Here is an 18,467-nt window from a genome sequence, read left to right as displayed (position 1 = left end):
CGTCAAGGCCCGATCGAATCCGCACAGATCAGACCAGGGGCGGCACCACGGAGTCGCGGACGACCAATACGGGCGCGATCGGATCCGTCACGCGCCGCGCCGCACCGCCATCGGATCCGGCTCGGCCCGAGGAATCGACGGCACCGGATCCGGAGATCACCTGCGCGACGGCGAGGCGTGCGACCTCTTCGAAGTCTTGGCGCACGGTCGTCAGCGGCGGCCAGGCGTACGCCGCATCCGGCACATCGTCAAAGCCCACGATGCTGATCTGCTCGGGAACGGCAACCCCGGCCGCCCGCAGGCCGCCGATTAGGCCGAGCGCCATCTGGTCGTTCGCCGCGAACACCGCAGTCACCCCCGAGGTGATGACGGCCGCCGCCGCCTCGTGCCCAGAGCGCGGACTCCAATCGCCTTCGAAGACCGCGCCTGCCGGCAGCCCGCGCTCCTCGAGCTCCTGCGCGAAGCCGGCTGCGCGGGCCACCGCCTCGAGCCAGTCTGCAGGGCCGGCCAGGTGCGCGATCCGCTCATGCCCGGCACTCGCGAGGACCTCAACTGCAAGGCGCGCGCCGGCCCGCTGGTCCACCGAGAAGTCCGCACGCTCTGCCGCGTGCAGGATCACGACCGGGGTCGTGATCCGCAGCGCGTCAAGCACGTCGAGCGTGCGGGCGTGTGGCGCGAACACGATCAGCCCGTCCACAGACTGCGCGCGCAGGTGCTCGATCGCCGCAGTGACCGACGCTTCGTCACCAGAATCGGCGAACGCCGCTGTGATCCAGTACCCCGCCGCCCGCGCCGACGCCTCAATCGCCGCCATGCTCCGCGACGGTCCATACTGCAGAGCATCCGAGGCGAGCACCCCGATCGTGCGCGTGCGGTGAGTGCCCAGCGCCCGCGCCGCGTTGTTCATGCGGTAACCGAGCTCCTCCATCGCCGCCACCACACGGGCATGCGTTTCGGGCGCGACGTCCGGATGATCGTTGAGCACACGAGACACGGTCTGCCGCGAAACTCCGGCCAGCGCCGCAACGTCCCGCACCCCCACGGCCCGCTGCAGCTTCGACTCACTCACGCCTGCGAGTGTACGTGGTGGTCATGGCGACGACGACGTCGCACGACGCCACGCCGTCTGGGATGCCGGTGCAGCTATCCTTGCCTGCAGATGCGGAGTGACGACGCACTGCCCGCCTGCGTTCGACATCCAAGCCCCGCAGCGCTCAGTATCCCGGCTGACCGAGAAGCTGCGCGAAGGCTAGCTCTGCGGCCCCCACCAGGAGCCTGTCCTCGGCGAGCGCCGCCGCAACGATGAGCACAGGAGCATCATCAGGTCGTATCGTGCCCGACGAGACGAGGGCGCTGAATTCATCTCGTCGCCCTGCAACCAGGTCAGCGAGGCCACCACCAAGAATCACCGCCGTCGGATCCAACACATTGATCGCGCTCGACACAGCGCCTGCGAAGACTCGAAGTTGACGCGATGCCTCACGCGCCCCACCCGCGGCGAGCAGTGCGGGGTTCACCTCATCTTCAAGCTTTCCGGACGCTGTGCGGCGATCGATAGCGTTCTCGAACGGGGCGATGAGATGCCCAAACTCGCCCGCGTAGCCTGTCGCCCCACGCAGGAGCTCACCCCTGACGATCACTCCGCCGCCGATACCCGACGGGCCGCCATTCAGATAGACGACGTCCTCGTGTCCAATACCTGCGCCAAACCTGTGTTCGGCGAGCGCCCCAAGGCTGGCGTCGTTGCCCACCTCGACCATCAGTCCCGCACGTTGCGCAATAAGGTCGGCGAACGGCACATCTCGCCACGAGAGGTGCGGAGCAAACATCACACGCCCGTCCTCAAGGCGCACAAGACCTGGCACGGCAACACCAATCCCGACCATGAGAGCGCCAGCAAGCGCACCAGCTTGCCATTCTGAAACGGTCCGGGCAATTGCATCCGCCGCTTGCTCTGGCGTGGGAACCGTCTGCATACCGATTGTGCGGCGCAGACGCACGGTGCCATCCAGCCCGATCGCCGCCATGCGAATCCCATCGACTTCCGGATTCGCCGCGATTGCGACAACCTCCGGTGACGCAGAGACGAGAGGAGATGGGCGCCCCGCTCGCTGCGTCAGCTCGGGAGCGCGCTCAAAGGCAAGTTGGGCATCTGCCAATGCGATAACGAGGGCGGCGACCGTGGAGCGATTCAGGCCAAGAGCGGTGGTGAGCTGTGCACGAGAGCGCGGGCCCTCGCGATGCAGAATCGTGAGCAGTCGTCGGGCATTGTCCGACTGAGAGATACCCAAGGCGCCACCAGACCAGACTTCACTCACCGTGCCCACGGCATCCAGTGTGCCAGGGGTTGCAAGATCTCGCGGAGCCAAATATGTTGTTTCCCGCAACTTATTATTCAGCTCTCCAAAGGCGGATCATCATGGCTCTCACTCCCACCCGCGAGGACAAGTTCTCGTTCGGTCTCTGGACCGTCGGCTACAACGGCGCGGATCCGTTCGGCGGCCCGACCCGCCCGGCGCTCGACGTCGTGCACGTCGTGGAGAAGCTCGCCGAGCTCGGCGCCTACGGCCTGACGTTCCACGACGACGACCTGTTCGCGTTCGGATCCACCGAGGCCGAGCGTCAGACGCAGATCGACCGTCTCAAGGGGGCCTTGGCCGACATCGGGCTGGTCGTTCCGATGGTGACGACGAACCTGTTCAGCGCCCCCGTCTTCAAGGACGGCGGTTTCACCTCGAACGACCGCGCCGTACGCCGATACGCGCTGCGCAAGGTGCTCCGCCAGCTCGACCTCGGCGCCGAGCTGGGCGCGAAGACGTTCGTCATGTGGGGCGGCAGGGAGGGGGCCGAGTACGACTCCGCGAAGGACATCCGGGCGGCGCTGGAGCGCTACCGCGAGGCCGTGAACCTCCTCGGCGACTACGTGACTGACAAGGGCTACGACATCCGCTTCGCGATCGAACCGAAGCCCAACGAACCTCGCGGCGACATCCTGCTACCGACGCTGGGCCACGCGCTCGCATTCATCGACTCGCTCGAGCGTCCCGAGCTCGTGGGCCTCAACCCCGAGGTCGGCCACGAGCAGATGGCGGGGCTCAACTTCGCCGCAGGGATCGCGCAGGCGCTGTACCACGGCAAGCTCTTCCACATCGACCTGAACGGCCAGCGCGGCATCAAGTACGACCAGGACCTCGTGTTCGGCCACGGCGACCTGCACAACGCCTTCGCCCTCGTCGACCTGCTCGAGAACGGCGGCCCCGGCGGCGTCCCGGCCTACGACGGCCCCCGCCATTTCGACTACAAGCCCAGCCGCACGGAGGACGAGACCGGCGTCTGGAACTCCGCCGCCGCGAACATGCGCACCTACCTGCTGCTCAAGGAGCGCGCCGCGGCCTTCCGCGCCGACCCCGAGGTGCAGGAGGCGCTGGCCGCTGCCCGCGTCGACGAGCTGTCCACCCCGACCCTCGGCTCCGGCGAGAGCTACGACGCGCTCCTCGCCGACCGCACCGCCTACGAGGACTTCGACGCAGACGCGTACTTCGGCGGCAAGGGCTTCGGCTTCGTGCGCCTGCAGCAGCTCGCCACTGAGCACCTCCTCGGCGCTCGCTGACCACAATCCCACCGCCGACGCCCCCTCTGAGCGTCGAGGCCCCCTCTCAACCGCGCTGCCCGGAGGGGGCCTCGACGCTGGAGAGGGGCCTCGACGCATCACACCGTAGTGAGAGGAAGACCCGCATGCCCCTCGTGATGGGCGTGGACTCGTCCACGCAGTCGTGCAAAGTCGTCATCGTCGACGCCGAGACAGGATCCGTCGTCCGCGCCGGACGCGCCGCGCATCCGGACGGCACGGCCGTCGATCCCGAGATGTGGTGGCACGCGCTGAACGAGGCCATCGCCGATGCGGGCGGGATCGACGACGTCGCGGCGTGGTCGATCGGCGGCCAGCAGCACGGCATGGTCGCGCTCGACGCGAACGGATCCGTCATCCGCGACGCGCTGCTGTGGAACGACACCCGCTCGGCGCAGGCCGCCCAGGATCTGATCGCCGAGTTCGGCGCGAGCGAGTTCGCCACCCGCACGGGCCTCGTCCCCGTCGCATCCTTCACCATCACGAAGCTGCGCTGGCTGCGCGACGCCGAACCCGGCAACGCCGTGCGCGTGGCAGCGGTCGCACTCCCGCACGACTGGCTGACCTGGCGCCTGCGGGGCTACGGACCCGAGAGCGGATCGCCGCGCGGCCCGGTCCTCGACGAGCTCGTCACCGATCGGTCCGACGCGAGCGGCACCGGCTACTGGAATCCGGCCGACGGCTCCTACGACCGCGAGCTGCTGATCGCCGCACTAGGCCACGATGCGATCCTGCCGCGCGTGCTCGGACCGGCCGAGTCGGTCGAGGACCCTGCCGGGCGTCGCGTCGCCCCTGGCGCAGGGGACAACGCGGCAGCGGCGCTCGGTCTGGGCGCAGAGCCGGGCGACGTCGTCGTGTCGATCGGAACCTCGGGCACGGTCTGCGCGATCAGCCGGGATCCGATCGTGGATCCCTCCGGCGCCGTGGCCGGATTCGCCGATGCGACGGGCCACTTCCTCCCCCTCGTCGCCACACTCAACGCCGCCCGCGTGCTCGATACCGCCGCCGCCCTCCTCGGCATCTCGCACGACGAGCTCAGCCGCCTCGCCCTGTCCGCCGCCCCTGGCGCCGGCGGACTGACCTTGCTGCCGTACTTCGAGGGCGAGCGCACCCCGAACCTCCCGGACGCCACCGCGACGCTGACCGGCATGACACTCGCGTCGACGACACGGCCGAACCTCGCTCGCGCCGCCGTCGAAGGCATGCTGCGCGGTCTCGGCGCGGGCCTCGACGCCCTCCGCGGCCTCGGCGTCCCCCTCGATCGCGCTCTGCTGATCGGCGGCGGCGCGCAGTCCGAGGCGGTCCGCCGGATCGCCCCGGAGATCCTCGGCGTGCCCGTCGTGATCCCCGATGCCGGCGAGTACGTCGCCCTCGGCGCCGCCCGTCAGGCCGCATCCGTCATCGCCGCAGGACCCGCCGATCCGATCCGGGGCTGAAGGACATGCCGCTGACCGATCTCCCTCTCGCGGAGCTCCTCTCTTTCCGCCCGGACGTCGCCGAGCCCGCCGACTTCGATGCGTTCTGGCGGGAGACCCTCGCCGAGTCCCGTGCCTTCGCCGCCGCCCCTGAGCTCTCGGCCGCGGTGACGCCGATCGACGAGCTCATCGTCGAGGACCTCCTGTTCTCCGGTTTCGGCGGAGAACGGATCCGGGGCTGGATCACGCGTCCACGCCGTTCGGGACGCCTCCCCGTCGTCATCGAGTACATCGGCTACGGCGGAGGCCGCGGCACGCCCGGCGAGCGCCTGCATTGGGCGGCCTCGGGCTACGTCCACGTGCTCATGGACACCCGCGGACAGGGCGCGGGCTGGGGTACGGGCGGCGACACCCCGGATCCGCACGGGTCCGACGGTGCGACTCCCGGATACATGACACGCGGCATCTCGCGTCGTGAGGACTAATACTACCGGCGGGTCTTCACCGACGCGGTCCTGCTCGTCGACGCCGTGCGCGCCCTCCCCTACGCGGACTCGTCGCGAATCGGCGTGACGGGCGGCAGCCAGGGCGGCGGAATCAGCATCGCGGCTGCCGCCCTGCACCCCGGCATCGCCGCAGCCATGCCCGACGTGCCATTCCTGTGCCACTTCCGCCGGTCGGTCGCGCTCACTCCCGAGAACCCGTTCCGCGAGATCGAACGCTACCTCTCGGTGCACCGCGATCGCGTCGACCGGGTTTTCCATACGCTGTCGTACTTCGACGGGGTCAACTTCGCCCGTCGGATCACGCAGCCCGCGTTGTTCTCCGTGGGGCTCATGGACGACATCGTGCTGCCGTCGAGCGTCTTCGCCGCCTACAACCACCTTGCGACGAAAGACGCGACGATCGAGGTCTACGAGTTCAACGGGCACGAGGGCGGCGGATTTGCCCACTGGCCGCGCCAGGCGGCTTGGCTCGCCGAGCGCCTGTAGTCAAGCTAAAGGAGCCGCGCCTTCCAGGTAGTCCACCGGTGTTCAAGGCGCGAGCCATAAACCCGTGATGGCGTCGACCAGACCCGTCGTGAAGACTTCCCAGGAGTGCCGCAAGGCAGAGGGCCGGCCTACAGCCAGCGCTTCCCCGCGTTCGACATAGCCGTACGTGATGAGCTGTCGTGACATCGCGTCCCTTTGTTCCCGCGCGGTCTGGGTTGGCAGCGCCCGCGACACCCAAGCCGTGGCCTAGTCAAGCCGGTAGATGCGGCGTGCGTTGCCAGCGGCGAGCTTCCTGAATACCTGGCGCGAACTGGAGTTCCAGGCGACGCTGAGCAGCTCGCGGGCGATGCATCTTCCCGCGAGCCCGCCGAGTCTGGCCATCGCGGTCTGCATCGCCGCCGCCGTCTCAGCGTCGATCGCCGGTGGTTCTGCGTCGGACGGCGTGGCAGCGGTATCGTCGGCGTTCTTCGGCCAGGCGGGGCTTGCCGGGAGGGAGCCGCGGCCGTCGACACAGCCACAGTCGCTGCCGAACATCAGCTTGTCCTGGTGACGTTCAAGAAACTGCGACGTGAATTCCGGGTCGCGCTTGAGCTGGATCAATGCGCTGGGCGCCCCGAGATCGCCATACATGTTCTCGTAGTCGCGCAACAGGCGATCCGAGATGCCCCCAACGGCGACCGCATCGAGCAGGTACTCTCCACCATCCCGATATCGAGCGTCGATCCCACCCCAGAAGTCCGGAGCATGACCAATGAACCGCGTATCGGGAAACTTCTTGAGCATGTTCTCGAGCCGACTGAATCCGCGGACGCCATAGACGGGTTGGCCCGGCACTGTGGACTCCTGGAAGTGCATCATGACTGGCACATCTAGCTCTGCGGCGAGCGCATATACCTGCTGCGATTGAGGACTATCCACCTCGGCGGGTCCCGTAGTTTCAGCGAAGCCCTTCCACGACTCACGTCTCAACCGGCGCAGGGTCGACATCTTCTCCGCAGTCACGTCGGATGTAGTCATGTCGAAGGCAGCTGAGACCGCCGTCTGATCCGTCGACGTTGCGGGAACGAGCTGGGCGCCGCGGGCCCAGCCCGCTATCCTCCCGGGATGTTGGGTACGAAGGCGGGCGAACCGCTTCTCGAAGTCGTCGAAAGCAAGTACAAGCGCGCTCGAAACTCCAGATCCATCGAGGTGAGCAATCAGCGCGTCATCGGTAGGACGTTCGTGGAGGTGGCAGTCGATGATGTGCTCACCTGCCCATGGAGTTTCTGTCTCTCCGGAGAAGTCGTTGCTGGTCACGCCATTTCCTTTGTTCTTGGATGAGAGAGGTCGATCACGCGCAGTGGCGCTGTGGTCGAGTTCGAGAAGTAGTGCGGTGGTGCTACCCAACGACGAGGGTTAGTCAGTCAGCGGCGAGCACTGTAACCCGCAGGCGATCGAGGTTGTGGATCAGCGTCCAGCGCTCTGCACGATCCCCGTCCCGCTGGGCTGTCGCGCGGACGACCGGGAAGTAGACTCCCGGCGCCTCAAACCGCACCACACGCTTGGACGTCACCGATGCGGCGATCTCAAAGCTCTCGTCGACGGCCCAGTTGTCATCGCCCTGAAGATTCCAATGCAGCCGGACTATCTGACCTGTTCCTTCGGGAACGTCAGCGGTGACAGTCACCTCGACTCCTTCCCCGACACGCGCGGTCACTGATGATGAACCCTCGATGGCAAGCCGCACGACAGGCTGGATGCCGCCGCGCGACGCGCGCCGCGCGGTGTCCACCACGGCGCCCTTGACAGTGTGCGCGGTCGTCGGTGCCGGCTCGACTCCGCTTTCCGCCCATGCCGCGATGTCGAGCAACGCCTGGTAAAAGATGCCGTCGTATTGAATGATCCGGAGTTGCTGCTCCGGAGAGACCGGGCCGTTGTTGTGCTCGGCGTTGTCTGTGAACCAGATGCGATAGTCCGCGTCGGGATTGGCCGCGCGTACGCGGCGTTCGTACCAGAGCGCATTCCACGGGAGCGCGCCCGCGTCCAACATGTTCTGGATGATGATCATCTTCGCGTGGATATCGCCGCTGAATGCCGCACCGCCGGACGTGCCCGTTGCCATAACCTCCGCGACATCGACCGGACGCCGGGGCTGTTGAAGTTCGCCGTCACGGTAATACTGTCGCCATCCGTCGAAGCCCTCCGAGCGGGGCGCCTGATATCGGAAGTAGGCCTGCAAGGCGAGAATCCAGCTGTTGTCGAGAACGACGGTGGCACCCGTGGCGAGCCCTGCCATGGGTACGTCGAGCGCGAAGACGCCGTCCTGCATCGGCTGTCCGCGCAGCGGGGTGCGCGAGCCGTCACGCTCGATCAGTTCGATCTCGACTCCCGGTTGCAGGAAAAAGCTCCGGTCGACATCCAGAACGATGGAGGCAGCGGTCTCGCCCTCCGCATCGTTGACCGCGATCACCGTTCCTGTGGCCTGACGCCGATGCGCACGGAAGAGCTCGCCGAGATCTGACGATTCGCTGCCGAGATAGCCCTCGCCCGTCCAGAAGTCGTCCATATACGTTGGGTCCATCGCACGTGCGCCGCCGCTCAGCATCCAGAGGACGCGCACGATCATGTCGCAGTCGAGACCTTCCCACGATCCGAGCGGAATCCCGTACTCGGTCAGTTCTCGCAGTACGGCGCATTGCGTCTCGTCGAGCACGTCCTCGGGCAGCTTCGCGCTGCCAGGCCGGATGGTGTCTCGCAACTGCTCCATCCGGTCACCGAATACGAGCCCCCCGAACGCGAGAGCTGCCATGTTGTTGACGACGCTAGATGGGATGGCTTGGACGAACGGAACGATGCCCTGCCAGACACCGCTCGTGTTCTCGAGAGCTCCCACCATCTGAAGTGAGCCCCCGCTGCCGCCCCAGTAGTAGCCGGCGATACCAGTACCCTCAACGCCGAGGTGTTCGGCAAGCAGTGCGCGTGCAAACTTGGCTGTAGCGGCATCGTGGCGATAGCCGGCGGCCCCCGTGGCCTGCACGACCGCAATCCCACGCGTTAGCGCAAACTCCGCGTGGGTCGTATCGGGGATCTCGCTCATCAGCGGGTAGCCGCACTGGAAGAAGCGGCCCGCCCACTTCGACGGGCTCGGCAGTAGGATCACGAAACGGGTATCGGTTCCTTCAAAGCGTCCGGCAATGCGGGTATGCGAGACCGGCTCGCTCTGAGAATCCCGCGATTCCACAATTGGACGGGAGTAGAGCTCGTCCACGCTGTCCGCATCGATCCAGATCGCAGTCTGTGGGCCGAAGGCTTCCCCGGTTCGTGGCCCCTCCTCCAGCATCTCCGACGGGGGCGCAGCGACTCCGCCGCTGTCATGTGATGAGTTCGCCATGGGGTGCTCCTCAACGAGTCGTGTCGCCTCATCGGCAGACGTGGTCTGGTGACATGACCATAGCCTACTTTTGGTGCCCTATGGTTTTGGGCCTCAAAATTGGCGAACTTCCGCGCACGCAATCGTCGGCGACGCTCTGGTAACTTGGCTTAGGTGAAGTTTGAGCACAACCGGCAGGGGGCGCGACCATGAGCGTCATGGACGCAAAGACGAAGCGTGGGCAGTACAGGTCTTCCACGCTCAGACGCCAGCAGATCCTCAGGACCGGGGTCCAGATCGTCGATGAGCAAGGGCCCGAAGCGCTCACCATTGCCGCAGTGGCGCGAGCGATCGGGGTACCGGATCAGACTGTCCAGTATCACTACTCGTCCCGCGACCACCTGCTGGTCGGAGTGGTCGAATCCCGCGAAGCAGATGATGCCGCCGGGCTGCGCGCGGCTCTTGACCCCGAGAAGGACCTGACTATCGAGGTGTTCCGCAACCTTCTGCTACCCGACCCGGCGGACAACTGGCTCCGACTGTACTCACTACTCGGCGGCCAGTCGACGGTACCAGGACATCCGGCTGCCGCCTTTTTCGCGCAGCGCACCCGCGCTGCACTGGCCGGTCTCGCCGAGATCATCACACGTCTTCAGTCCAGCGGCGAGGTGCACCCCGAGCTCGACGCTCAAGCTGCAGCCCGACAGGTACTCGGGTACGTGGAGGGTATGGTGCTGGCCTGGCTGCACCTGCGCGACTTCGACCTCCCCAACGAGTTATACCAGGGCGTGCGGCGCCTACTCGCGGTGAACTGGATGGACGCGGTTCGGCGCTTGAGCGAGCCCGGCCAGGGATTGTGAGCCGGCCTCTCAGATCTGCGCGAGAGCCTCTCGCATGACTGCGCGCGCTTGCATCGTTGGCGCCCCGGTCAGGGAATGGAACGCGGCTTTCAGTTCATCGGCAAGATCGAACGAGGAGTCAAGGGTCCACTGTGCCGTGAGTCCGTTCCATGTTGCCAGCATCTGACGAGCCACTGACTCCGCGTCCAGGTCAGGATGTGCCAGACCGAGACGTTGACGCCCAGCCACGAGTTCGGCAAGTGCCGCGACAGTCTCCTGCGAGTGTGCGCGGATGTACTCATGGGCCGGATGCTGCGCATCCAAGGCCTGCGCACTCAGCAAGTTGAACAGGCGTTGCCGATTCGGGTGCGTCATGTGAAATCGCACGATCCGATCGGGGATGAGGTCGAAACTTTCCGCGTAGCTCTTCGCACCGGCAGGCATCTCGGTCACGACTTCAGCATCGCTCAGAGCCAAAGCGGCCACCAGGATGTCATCGCGCGTCGCGAAGTGGTATGTGACGGCTCGTTCACTCATACCCACCACCGCAGCCACCGCGGCAGTGGTGAGCTTGTCGTGACCCACGGCATCGACGATCTCGAGGGCTGCTCGAGCGATCTGCTCCTTACGACGAGCGCTCTTCGCGTATGGTCCGCGCCGATCAGCTTCTTCCACCATGCCTCCACCCTCCCAAAATGTGCACCCACTGGCAATATTTCTCTCTGAATGCGACATCTACCTTTGATCAGCGACCGTGAAACGAATCAATATGACGCTTGACGCCACGAAGTTTGCGGTGGATAGTAGTTTTCCGTCCATATCCCCTTCTTGGAGCAATGATGCCCAAATCCCCTCGCCTGGCCTCCAGCGCGGACGACGTCGCACTGTCGACGGTCGATTCGGACCGACTCTCGTTGGGTAAGACCCTTGCGTGGTGCGCCCCCGGCATGTCGTACGTGGCGAACGTACTCATCCTCGGGTACATCACAATTTATGCGACCGATACCCTTCGGATCCCAGCCGCGATCGTGGGAACGCTACTGCTCGTCGCGAAGGTCTTGGACGCCTTCGGCACGTTGTTCGCCGGTTGGATCGTGGATCGCAGTCCCGTGACCCGACTGGGGAAGGCACGCCCGTACGATCTTGCCATCCTCGGCATGTGGCTGTTCACCGGCGTGTTGTTCTCGGCTACGGCGGATTGGAGTCTCTGGCTGCGCATCGGATGGCTGTTCATTGCGTTCGTTCTCAATACCGCGGTTTTCGGTCCGCTGTTCACCGGCGCGGGGCTTCTCTATATGGCGCGCGCGCTGCCCACTCGTCAGGTCTGGGCGAAGGCCTCGAGCCGTGGCGGACTACTCTCCGGCCTCACCGCGATCGTTGTCTCGACGGCCCTACCGGTCATGTTGGGAATGGCCGGTAAGTCCGGCAGCGGCTGGAGTGTCACGATCTGGATGTTCTCTGTCCCGTTTGCAGCCCTCGGGCTCATCCGGTTCTTCACCGTCAAAGAGAAGTACGAGACCGAGCGCCCCGACATGCCTAAGGTCACGCTTCGGGAGATCGTCTCCGCGCTCCGGTCGAACGGCTGGCTCTGGGTGATCATGGGCATTCAACTCTTTGCTGCGATCGTGGGCAATATCGGAGCTAGCGCATACTACTTCCGCTATCTCGTCGGCGATCTCTCACTCGCCGGCGCCCTCGCCCCACTAGGTCTCATCGTTCTTCCACTGCTGTTGCTCCTTCCCAGACTGATGCGACGCTTCACGGTCTCGCGGCTCGTGATGTACGGGATGATCTTGGGCACCATCGGATACCTCATCTACTTCGTCGCCAACGGAAACCTGGTCGTCCTTTTCATCGGCGGTGCGTTCGTCGGCATCGCGGCCGTGCCTCTCTCGTTTCTCCTTCCTCTCCTGCTACTCGATAGCTCGGCCATGAACGAAGCTCGCGGGCGGCGCCGACTGGAAAGCACGAACGGAGCACTGGCGAACTTCGCCCAGAATCTGGGAAGCGGCATCTCGTCTGGACTGGCTGGCTGGCTCTTGGGGCTAGCCGGATATGACGGTGCGCTCCACACGCAGCCGCCCTCGGCGCTGTTCGCGATCGCCGCCCTCATGGGGCTGATCCCAGCTGTCATCTCCGTGTTTGCGGTAATCCTCGCTCTGCTCTCCAACCGGTGGGAGAAGCAGATGCCCGACATTCGCGAGCAGCTGGCTGCACGGCATGCACAGGCGGAAGACCCGAACGATGGACCACAGCGGGACGCGGCACAAATCGGCACGAACACGATGGCGATCGTGACCGACACGACACGAGGGCCGATCCAAGAGGGCGGCACCATCATGGCGTTGAAGGCGAGTCGAGAGGCAGCCGATCAAGACGCGCGTGAGCGGGAAAGCCGGCCCTAGCGACCGGCCCGGGCAGGCCGTGCCACATCAAGCAGTGGCACGGTCTCGCGTCTCGCTGCGGCAAGCTCGCCACCCTCAACCGCGCCGCCGCGCCTCTCGACGCCGCAATCTCTGGACCGGCAATCGTCAGATTTTCCCTAGTCGACCGGTGTCCAAGGCGCGAGCCATAAACCCGTGATGGCGTCGACCAGACCCGTCGTGAAGACTTCCCAGGAGTGCCGCAGGGCAGCTGGACGGCCTACAGCCAGCGCTTCCTCGCGTTCGGCATAACCGTACGTGATGAGCTGTCGTGACATCGCGTCCCTTTGTTCCCGCACGGTCTGGGGCAGATCCGGTCGGCACTGATCCAAAGCTCGAAGCACGGAGAGCAACGCAGCGGGCGTGCTCCGCGCGTTCGGGCCGAACAATCCACGCAGTGCCGGATCGGCGACAAGTTGTGCGCTCAAGCGCGCGTACCAGGTCGGCGATCCCAAGGAAGCAAGATGGTCTGCTGTTGGCCGCACGAGGCAGTCCACCCACACGCGTACATCAGAGCTGTCGCCGGCGTCCGCCACCAAGATACCTCGTCGAGCTTCGACGTCTTCTTGATGCCGTTGAACGATCGCTTGAAGGAGATCGATCTTGGTGCCGAAGTGGTATCCGACAGCGGTGTTGTTCCCCTGTCCTGCGGCCTCGCTGATCTGCCTGTTCGATACGGCCCCGATGCCATGTTCCGCGTAGAGCCGCTCAGCAGCGTCAAGTATCGCTATGCGGGTCGTCTCGACCTTCTGCTCTCGCGTCAGTCGAGGGATTGCCATGTCGGCCACGCCATCGCTCCCTTGCCGTCTCGTCGGCCCACCCTATCGCGGTATCGCGCACATGATCCTTGATTCAGTCAATCGCTTGATTTATATTTGTCCTCTACCGAGAGGATCTTGATGACCGCCCCCTCCACAGACTCCATACCTCTGCCTGACCGCTTCATCGACCAGCGACCTGGTCCTGCAGGCCGCAGCACTCGCCTCGTCGCCGTGCTCGCCTTCGCCGGGATCGTCGTGTCCCTCATGCAGAGCCTGCTAATACCGCTGCTTCCAGAGCTGCCGAGACTGCTTTCGGCCCCACCGACAGACACAACATGGGCGGTGACCGCTACCCTCCTCGCAGGCGCTGTCGCGACACCCACCGTCGGGCGACTCGGCGACATGTTTGGCAAGAGGCGCATGCTGCTCATCAGCGTCGCTCTCCTCATCGCAGGCTCCGTCATAGGCGCTGTCAGCACCGCCCTGGTGCCGCTGATCATCGGCCGGGTGCTCCAAGGACTCGCCGCTGGAGTTATCCCGTTGGGAATCAGCATCATGCGCGACGAACTGCCCGTCGACAAGCTCGGTGGTGCGACCGCGACAATGAGCGCCTCCCTCGGCGTCGGCGGGGCCCTCGGTCTTCCCGCAGCTGCTCTCATCGCAGACTATGCAGATTGGCACGTGCTGTTCTGGGTATCGGCGGCGCTTGGGATCGTCGCGTTCGTAATGGTTGCCACGCTGGTTCCGGAGTCGCCGCTCCGCAGCGGAGGACGCTTCGACGTCGTCGGCGCTGTCGGAGTTTCTGGCGCGCTTGCATCTCTCTTGCTCGCGGTCTCCAAAGGATCCACCTGGGGGTGGAGTTCACCTCTTACGGTTGGCTTGCTGGTCGCGGCCGCTGCGCTCCTAGCTTTGTGGGTTGCTTGGGAACTCAAAAATCCTGCTCCTCTTGTAGATCTGCGGGTAACGGCCCGCCGGCAGGTGCTCCTAACGAATCTGGCTTCCTTGATCTTCGGGTTCGCTATGTTCGCGATGTCCCTCGTCCTTCCGCAGTTGCTCCAAGCCCCCACTACGACGGGGTACGGGCTCGGCCAGCCAATGTTGGTGGTCGGCTTGGTCATGGCGCCGTCCGGGCTTGTCATGATGGCGGTGGCGCCCCTGTCCGCAAGGATCTCCCGGGCCGCGGGCGCAAAGGTCTCACTCATGATTGGTGCCGCCATCGTCGCGGCCGGGTATGGCTTGAACATCATGTTCATGTCGGAGCTCTGGCACATTGTGCTCGTTTCGATGATCATCGGCGCAGGGATCGGCCTTGCATATGGCGCCATGCCTGCGCTGATCATGGCCGCCGTCCCCATGTCCGAGACTGCAGCAGCCAACAGCCTGAACACATTGATGCGATCGATCGGTACCTCGATCTCGAGCGCCGTCGCCGGCGTCATCCTCGCCCAGATGGTACTCACAGTCGGGCCGACTGTTGTTCCGACTCAGGACGCTTTCCGCATAGTGCTGGCGGCGAGCGCGGCGTCCGCCGTGGTCGCCTTGACCATCGCGGCGTTCCTCCCCCGGGCACGCTCGACCGCGCCGGCTCGGGCGTAGCCCTCCGAGCACACCTGACATCGAACGAAGGAACTCCCAATGCCTGATCTCGCCGACACCGAGATGACCGAAGTCGATCTCACTCAACTCCGCGCCAAGTACCGTCGAGAACGAGATCGTCGCATCCGCCCCGACGGTCTCCGTCAGTACACGACCGCGAACACGGCGTTCGGCTATTGGACGGCTGACCCGTACATCCATCGAAGCGCTCGCGCCCCCCGGAGCGACAACGTCGAAGTCTTGATCGTCGGCGGCGGTTTCGGCGGACTACTGACGGCCGCAAAACTCCGCGAGCGGGGATTCTCGGATGTCTGCATCGTGGAAGAAGGTGGTGACTTCGGCGGGACCTGGTACTGGAATCGATATCCAGGAATCCACTGCGACATCGAAGCGTCGGTGTACATGCCACTGCTCGAGGAGGTAGGTACCACTCCGACACGCCGGTATGCGCCGGGCGAGGAGATTCGCCAGCACGCGGTCGCGATCGCCCGGCACTACGACTTGTACGACGACGCGCTCTTCCACACCAGAGTTCAGGAACTGCGCTGGGATGACGACACGGAGAAGTGGCAGGTTCGCACTGATCAGGGGGATGTGTTGCATGCCCGCCACGTGGTCGTGTCGTCAGGCTCACTGTCCCAGCCGAAGCTCCCCTCCATCGAGGGCATCGATCGCTTCCAAGGCCATACCTTCCACACCAGTCGGTGGGACTACGAGTACACCGGAGGAGATCAGACAGGTGGGCTTACTCGGCTCGCGGACAAACGTGTGGCTGTCGTCGGCACAGGCGCAACTGGCATCCAGGTGATTCCCCATGTCGCAAGCGATGCCGCCCAGCTCTTCGTGTTCCAACGGACACCTTCGAGCGTCGACGAGCGTGCCAACTGCGACCTACCCGCGGAGTGGACCAAGAATCTCGCGCCGGGCTGGCAGCAGGAACGGATGGACAATTTTCTTGCAGTAGTCTCCGGCGAGGAAACGCGCGTAGACCTCATTCGAGACGGTTGGACATCTACGGCAGCTCTGCAACGGACCATGCTGACCGGGCACGTGGACGAGTCGCTGGCTCCCGGCGCCCGCGACCGAATGGTCGAGGTCGCTGATGCACGAAAGATGGCGCAGATTCGCGCGCGCGTTGATGAAGTCGTTCGTGATCCTGAGACAGCGGCGCGACTCAAGCCGTGGTACCGCTACATGTGCAAGCGCCCGACGTTCAGTGATCACTACCTACAGGCGTTTAACAGGCCAAACGTGACCCTTGTCGACACCGCTGACTTCGGAGGCATCACGGCCATGACCGAGACGGGAATCGTGGTCGGCGAAACCGAGTACGACGTGGACTGCGTCATCTTCGCGACCGGATTCGATACGGGCGTCTCAGGTGTTGTCTCCGGGACTTTGCCCGTGTTCGGGGTCAGTGGGATCCAGCTGCTCGATACTTGGTCAGCCGAGGGGCCCCGAACGCTGCACGGCTTCTATTCTCACGGATTCCCCAACTTGTACCACCTCGGATCACTTCAGAACGCCAACTCAGTCAACTTCGTACACCTACTGCAGGAGCAAGCAACGCATATCGCGGCGGTCCTCGATAGCGCCCGCAAACGAGGCGAGTCGCGGGTTGAACCTTCTACCGACGCAGAAGACGCGTGGCTGTCCATGCTGGAGGCCGTCGCGGTCAAGGACACAAACTTCTTGGCGGAATGCACACCTGGCTACTACAACGGTGAAGGTACCCGTAGCCAGGGAATGAAGAACTACGCGCCGGGCCCAGTTCGCTTCCACCGTCTGCTTCGGGAATGGCGCCAAACGTCCCTCGATGAGGTCTTTCCTAGTTCCGTGGTCGAGCCCTCTTGCCCAGGCGCCAGCTGAAGGAGCCGATGAGGTCGCTCGCACGCCTCCCAGATGTCGACGCCGAGAACTCCGATCGGACGCGCCAGCAGGCATCGCCCTTAGACATGCTTAGGCGCCTGGCGGCGGCGACATAATAGGTCAGCCCGGGTGGCACTGAACGAATCGGGATGCAGCAGAGTCGAGCCGTTCGGCGTCTGATACCGGCGGCAGACTTGCCGAGTTATCAGGAGGCATGAGGGATTCTCTCAAACAGATGCCCCTCAACGAAGCGCTGCTCCCGCTACGGAACTCACCGCCAGCGCGGCACCACAGCAGGTCCTGCCAAAGGCAGCTTTCCATGTCGGAGTCCCAGAAGCGAGGCGGTGTTTCACCGCCTCGAAGGCGATGCTCCGGACGAGCCGGGATGCCGCACTCCCCCTGGTCCTCGTGGACGTGCGCCGTGCCCGTCCGGTCGGCGAAGATCCGCCGGTCGTCCTCCTCGACGACGAGGCCGGACGACGCTCGCCGGCGAGCACCTCCACGCGCGCGGCCATCACCATGTCGCCTACCTGAGCGAGCCGCTACTCTCCCGGGACAACATCGCGGCCGGATAGCTCCGCATGCGCGACCTGTCCGAGCACGTCAGGATCACCCCGGTCGCACGGAGTTCCTCGGTGACGACGATGCCGACTACGGGCAGCGGTCGTAGATGTAGCCGGGTTCACCTCTGGGTAACAGGACGCGGTCTCGCAGGATGGCGAGTGCCGCGCGGTCGGGATCGGCGCACACGTCCGAGAAGTCGATGCCGGCGTCCTTGAGCGAGTCGGGGTACTCGATCTGGAGGACGTGGGTTCCGTAGGCCTGCGTGTATTCGCCGCACTCGTGGAATGCCGCGCACTCCTCGACGACGGCGAAGTCGAATCCGAGCTTGTCGTGACCGATGCGGGCGATCTCTGCGGCGTTCTTCTGTGCGATGGCGAGCCCCGCGCTGTGGGCTCTTTCGACGTAGGCACGAGCGAGCACCTGAGCGCCCTCAGGGTCGATCCGGTCGAATCGCGTCCACGTGTCGAGGTTGTCGATCTCGACGGCAGCAAACCCGGAGCGGGCACAGCCATCGATGAGCGGGCCGATCACTGCGAGGATCCCGTCGCGCTGATCGGCGGCGGAGGGGTCGAGGATGTACTCGTCCGGCCAAGCCGGATCGGTCTCAGGCTGGCCGTCCGCGTCGTGCAGGAGCAACGAGTCGCGGGTCGTGGTCCATGAGGAGGCCTCGCCGGGCTGAGTCTGGAAGCCGTTGACGTAGCAGATGCCGTATCCGGTCGAAGGCGCCGCCGCGGTCGCGTCGCGTGCGACGACGTCGGGCGCGTGCTCGCCGGAGTCCGACTGCACGAGGTCGTAAGCACCGCCGAGCTGATAGTCGAACACGCCCTGCGTGGGCGGAAGTCGCACCACGCCCGACGTCGTCGCAGCGGGCAGAGAATCCGCTGCATCTGCACCACATCCCGTGAGCGCGGCCACGATGGCGAACATGGCCAGAGCCGCCAACGATCGACGCATGAGGGTCTGCCTTCCGTGGGGGTAGAGAGCCCCAGCGAGGCCGCTGGTGCGCCCGTCCTAGGCTACGTCCAGTCCGC

General features: G+C 65.1%; 13 protein-coding genes and 1 pseudogene. 7 read left to right on the top strand and 7 right to left on the bottom strand.

Annotation, left to right across the window (positions count from 1 at the left end; all coding sequences use genetic code 11):
- Positions 1-28: 28 nt before the first annotated feature.
- Both ACIPY5_RS15185 and ACIPY5_RS15180 read right to left on the bottom strand, forming a co-directional pair.
- Complete coding sequence (locus tag ACIPY5_RS15185; protein ID WP_400972062.1) at positions 29-1,069, bottom strand: LacI family DNA-binding transcriptional regulator; 1,041 nt, start codon at positions 1,067-1,069, stop codon at positions 29-31.
- 145 nt (positions 1,070-1,214) lie between these two features.
- Entirely contained in the window at positions 1,215-2,327 is a 1,113-nt protein-coding gene (locus ACIPY5_RS15180; RefSeq protein ID WP_400972060.1) for an ROK family protein, read from the bottom strand.
- Between the two features lie 92 nt (positions 2,328-2,419).
- On the opposite strand from ACIPY5_RS15180, the gene xylA reads away from it, so the two are divergent.
- From xylA to ACIPY5_RS15165, 3 genes and pseudogenes are all read left to right on the top strand, one after another.
- Positions 2,420-3,610 carry a xylose isomerase gene (gene xylA / locus ACIPY5_RS15175; RefSeq protein ID WP_400972058.1) on the top strand — a complete coding sequence of 397 codons (1,191 nt, stop codon included), beginning with the start codon at positions 2,420-2,422 and terminating at the stop codon, positions 3,608-3,610.
- Positions 3,611-3,735: 125 nt separating this feature from the next.
- Positions 3,736-5,064: a xylulokinase gene (gene xylB, locus ACIPY5_RS15170; protein ID WP_400972056.1), complete on the top strand. Its 1,329-nt coding sequence runs from the start codon at positions 3,736-3,738 to the stop codon at positions 5,062-5,064.
- A gap of 5 nt (positions 5,065-5,069) precedes the next feature.
- Positions 5,070-6,035 (top strand): annotated as a pseudogene (locus ACIPY5_RS15165) (acetylxylan esterase).
- Positions 6,036-6,281: 246 nt separating this feature from the next.
- On the opposite strand, the gene ACIPY5_RS15160 reads toward ACIPY5_RS15165, so the two are convergent.
- On the bottom strand, positions 6,282-7,331 hold the full coding sequence (locus tag ACIPY5_RS15160; protein ID WP_400972054.1) for an amidohydrolase family protein: 1,050 nt from the start codon (positions 7,329-7,331) through the stop codon (positions 6,282-6,284).
- 103 nt (positions 7,332-7,434) lie between these two features.
- Entirely contained in the window at positions 7,435-9,405 is a 1,971-nt protein-coding gene (locus ACIPY5_RS15155) for a hypothetical protein (protein ID WP_400972052.1), read from the bottom strand.
- Between the two features lie 197 nt (positions 9,406-9,602).
- Between ACIPY5_RS15155 and ACIPY5_RS15150 the strand changes: the two genes are divergently transcribed.
- On the top strand, positions 9,603-10,244 hold the full coding sequence (locus tag ACIPY5_RS15150; protein WP_400972050.1) for a TetR/AcrR family transcriptional regulator: 642 nt from the start codon (positions 9,603-9,605) through the stop codon (positions 10,242-10,244).
- 9 nt (positions 10,245-10,253) lie between these two features.
- Here ACIPY5_RS15150 and ACIPY5_RS15145 read toward each other — a convergent pair whose 3' ends face one another.
- Positions 10,254-10,901 carry a TetR/AcrR family transcriptional regulator gene (locus tag ACIPY5_RS15145; protein ID WP_400972048.1) on the bottom strand — a complete coding sequence of 216 codons (648 nt, stop codon included), beginning with the start codon at positions 10,899-10,901 and terminating at the stop codon, positions 10,254-10,256.
- A gap of 161 nt (positions 10,902-11,062) precedes the next feature.
- On the opposite strand from ACIPY5_RS15145, the gene ACIPY5_RS15140 reads away from it, so the two are divergent.
- Positions 11,063-12,628, top strand: a complete 1,566-nt coding sequence (locus tag ACIPY5_RS15140; protein ID WP_400972046.1) for an MFS transporter — start codon at positions 11,063-11,065, stop codon at positions 12,626-12,628.
- A 137-nt stretch (positions 12,629-12,765) separates the two neighbouring features.
- On the opposite strand, the gene ACIPY5_RS15135 is transcribed toward ACIPY5_RS15140, so the two are convergent.
- Positions 12,766-13,425, bottom strand: coding sequence for a TetR/AcrR family transcriptional regulator (locus ACIPY5_RS15135; protein WP_400972161.1), 660 nt, complete (start codon positions 13,423-13,425; stop codon positions 12,766-12,768).
- A gap of 120 nt (positions 13,426-13,545) precedes the next feature.
- On the opposite strand from ACIPY5_RS15135, the gene ACIPY5_RS15130 reads away from it, so the two are divergent.
- Both ACIPY5_RS15130 and ACIPY5_RS15125 read left to right on the top strand, forming a co-directional pair.
- Complete coding sequence (locus ACIPY5_RS15130) at positions 13,546-15,003, top strand: MFS transporter (protein WP_400972044.1); 1,458 nt, start codon at positions 13,546-13,548, stop codon at positions 15,001-15,003.
- Positions 15,004-15,042: 39 nt separating this feature from the next.
- Positions 15,043-16,872: a flavin-containing monooxygenase gene (locus ACIPY5_RS15125; protein ID WP_400972042.1), complete on the top strand. Its 1,830-nt coding sequence runs from the start codon at positions 15,043-15,045 to the stop codon at positions 16,870-16,872.
- Positions 16,873-17,523: 651 nt separating this feature from the next.
- On the opposite strand, the gene ACIPY5_RS15120 is transcribed toward ACIPY5_RS15125, so the two are convergent.
- Positions 17,524-18,390 (bottom strand): endo alpha-1,4 polygalactosaminidase, encoded by an 867-nt coding sequence (locus tag ACIPY5_RS15120; RefSeq protein WP_400972040.1) that lies wholly within the window; start codon positions 18,388-18,390, stop codon positions 17,524-17,526.
- Positions 18,391-18,467 lie beyond the last annotated feature (77 nt).

Source organism: Microbacterium sp. NPDC089698, assembly GCF_044749045.1.
Taxonomy (GTDB): domain Bacteria; phylum Actinomycetota; class Actinomycetes; order Actinomycetales; family Microbacteriaceae; genus Microbacterium.
The sequence above is the reverse complement of the archived record's forward strand: the minus strand, read 5'-3'. Positions and strand labels throughout refer to the sequence as shown.

Coding starts and splice junctions, on each gene's coding strand:
- xylA (WP_400972058.1), top strand. CDS start 2,420: ATGGCTCTCACTCCCACCCGCGAGGACAAGTTCTCGTTCGGTCTCTGG.
- xylB (WP_400972056.1), top strand. CDS start 3,736: ATGCCCCTCGTGATGGGCGTGGACTCGTCCACGCAGTCGTGCAAAGTC.
- ACIPY5_RS15155 (WP_400972052.1), bottom strand. CDS start 9,405: ATGGCGAACTCATCACATGACAGCGGCGGAGTCGCTGCGCCCCCGTCG.
- ACIPY5_RS15150 (WP_400972050.1), top strand. CDS start 9,603: ATGGACGCAAAGACGAAGCGTGGGCAGTACAGGTCTTCCACGCTCAGA.
- ACIPY5_RS15145 (WP_400972048.1), bottom strand. CDS start 10,901: ATGGTGGAAGAAGCTGATCGGCGCGGACCATACGCGAAGAGCGCTCGT.
- ACIPY5_RS15140 (WP_400972046.1), top strand. CDS start 11,063: ATGCCCAAATCCCCTCGCCTGGCCTCCAGCGCGGACGACGTCGCACTG.
- ACIPY5_RS15135 (WP_400972161.1), bottom strand. CDS start 13,425: ATGGCAATCCCTCGACTGACGCGAGAGCAGAAGGTCGAGACGACCCGC.
- ACIPY5_RS15130 (WP_400972044.1), top strand. CDS start 13,546: ATGACCGCCCCCTCCACAGACTCCATACCTCTGCCTGACCGCTTCATC.
- ACIPY5_RS15125 (WP_400972042.1), top strand. CDS start 15,043: ATGCCTGATCTCGCCGACACCGAGATGACCGAAGTCGATCTCACTCAA.
- ACIPY5_RS15120 (WP_400972040.1), bottom strand. CDS start 18,390: ATGCGTCGATCGTTGGCGGCTCTGGCCATGTTCGCCATCGTGGCCGCG.